Source organism: Cyanobacteriota bacterium, from assembly GCA_025054735.1.
Taxonomy (GTDB): domain Bacteria; phylum Cyanobacteriota; class Cyanobacteriia; order SKYG9; family SKYG9; genus SKYG9.
On the sequence record JANWZG010000544.1, the window covers coordinates 1 to 2,077 of the forward strand.

Annotated in this window: 3 protein-coding genes; 1 reads left to right on the top strand and 2 read right to left on the bottom strand. The window is 46.7% G+C overall.

Annotated features, from left to right (window positions below):
• Positions 1 to 593: serine/threonine-protein phosphatase (locus tag NZ772_17925; protein MCS6815433.1), on the top strand; the 593-nt coding region annotated here is incomplete at its 5' end.
• 132 nt (positions 594 to 725) lie between these two features.
• Here NZ772_17925 and NZ772_17930 read toward each other — a convergent pair.
• Both NZ772_17930 and NZ772_17935 read right to left on the bottom strand, forming a co-directional pair.
• Positions 726 to 1,049, bottom strand: coding sequence for an STAS domain-containing protein (locus tag NZ772_17930; GenBank protein MCS6815434.1), 324 nt, complete (start codon positions 1,047 to 1,049; stop codon positions 726 to 728).
• A gap of 178 nt (positions 1,050 to 1,227) precedes the next feature.
• On the bottom strand, positions 1,228 to 2,077 hold an 850-nt coding region (locus NZ772_17935; GenBank protein MCS6815435.1), incomplete at its 5' end, for an aspartate-semialdehyde dehydrogenase.

The window sequence follows — 2,077 nt, forward strand, 5'->3', positions numbered from 1 at the left end:
TTTATTTATTGGATGTCTCTGGTCATGGCCTAGGTGCAACCCTACTCTCAGTTGCTGTGCTCAATCTACTGCGATCTCAGTCCTTGCCAGGGGTAAATTTTTACCGACCTAATCAAGTCTTGGATGCGCTGAACGAGACGTTTCAAATGAGTGAACAAAACGAAAAGTACTTTACCATTTGGTATGGTGTGTACAACCGAGTTAAGCGCCAGCTAGTTTTCTCTAGCGCGGGACATCCACCACCACTGCTACTGACTTTTGGTAATCGTGACCTGACTGGAACTCCAGTACAACTGAAGCAGCTAAAGAGTCCAGGTTTGCCGATCGGCATGTTGCCTGACACCCATTTTATGATTGCCCAATGTGATATTGCTGACAATAGTGCTCTGTACATTTTCAGTGATGGCATCTATGAAGTCAGCACAGGTGACCGGATTTCTTGGGGATTCAATGCCTTTGCTGAAATGCTAGGACACGCAGAAGGGCACGGCCACGACCTTGATCGTATCTTGCAGCATGTTTATGACATCAGCATTGAAGATCCCTTAGAGGATGATCTGTCTTTGCTGCAAGTCAAGTTTATAGGGGAATGATGCAAGAATTTAGCTACTTTTCAAGCTATTGCTTGCCTTTGCAGTGAGTGGGTCTGCACACTAGCACCCCTAATCTGTTAGTAGTTGCGCAGGGATAATCTAGAGCAGCAATGACCTACTAGAAGGCAGGACTTAACTAGAGGCAGTTGCTCTCAGAAACTCGTCTTGGTTAGCGTAGATTTCAAACACGCGATCCATACTTGTGAGTTCAAACAGCATCTTAACTTGGTCGTTAATAGAACAGATTATCAACTTTCCACCAGCGGCACGAACCATTTTTAGGGTGGCTACTAATGCCCCTAAACCAGAACTGTCAATAAATGTCACATCTTTAAGATCCAATAAGACGGTATCAGCGCCTTCTGAAACGATGTCGCTAACTTCTTTACGCAATTGACCAGCACTAACTCCATCTAGAACACCAGCAGGTTGCAAGGTTTTCAGAATCCGACTCATGATACTTAGCCTACTTTTAATCCAAAACGCTAATTGAACTTGACAATAGTTACCATGCAAGTATGTGTAGGTGCAAACGTCTCAGGCTCAGTATAGCCTGACCCTATGATTCTCTACATGGCGGCTGCTAAATTTCAGTACGCTGTCGGATTGAGATGTGTCTGAAGAACCAACATCGCTATAGCCAGTTGTTGGTATGTAGCAATTCGGCAATTTGTACAGCGTTCAGAGCGGCTCCTTTGCGGATTTGATCTCCACACAGCCACAGTTCTAAGCCATAGGGATGGGATATATCTTGGCGGATCCGCCCGACTAGCACGTTGTCTTTGCCACTAGCTGCGATCGGCATGGGGAAGTAATTTGCCTGCCAGTCTTCTACCAGTTGCACACCAGGCGCTGCTGCCAAAATTTCTCTGGCTTTGGCTGCTGGAAAAGGTTGGGCAAACTCCAAGTTGATAGCTTCAGAGTGTGCTCGCAACACAGGTACACGCACACATGTAGCGGTAATACGCAGGTTGGGTGCCCCAAAGATCTTGCGAGTTTCGTTGACCATCTTCATCTCTTCTTCACAGTACCCTAGCTCATTGAGCGGAGAGTTATGGGGAAAGAGATTAAATGCCAAAGGATAGGGCAGAGTTTCAGTTTTTGGTTGCTCTCCGTTAAGAATTGCTTGAGCCTGGAGTTTAACCTCTTCCATAGCACGTGCGCCTGCACCACTAGCAGACTGGTAAGTAGCAGCTACGATGCGCTCTATGGGCTGTACCTGATGTAAAGGATACACAGCCATGCCCATCAGAATAGTGGTGCAGTTAGGGTTGGCAATAATGCCTTGGTGGGTTTTGGCTGCTTCTGAATTGATTTCTGGCACCACTAGAGGTACGTTGGGATCCATTCGGAAGGCACTGGAGTTGTCAATCATGACGGCACCTGCTTGAACGATCGTCGGTGCCCAATCTCTAGAAGTAGAACTACCAGCAGAGGCTAATACTAGGTCTATGCCCTCGAAAGAAGAGGATTGCACAGCTTCC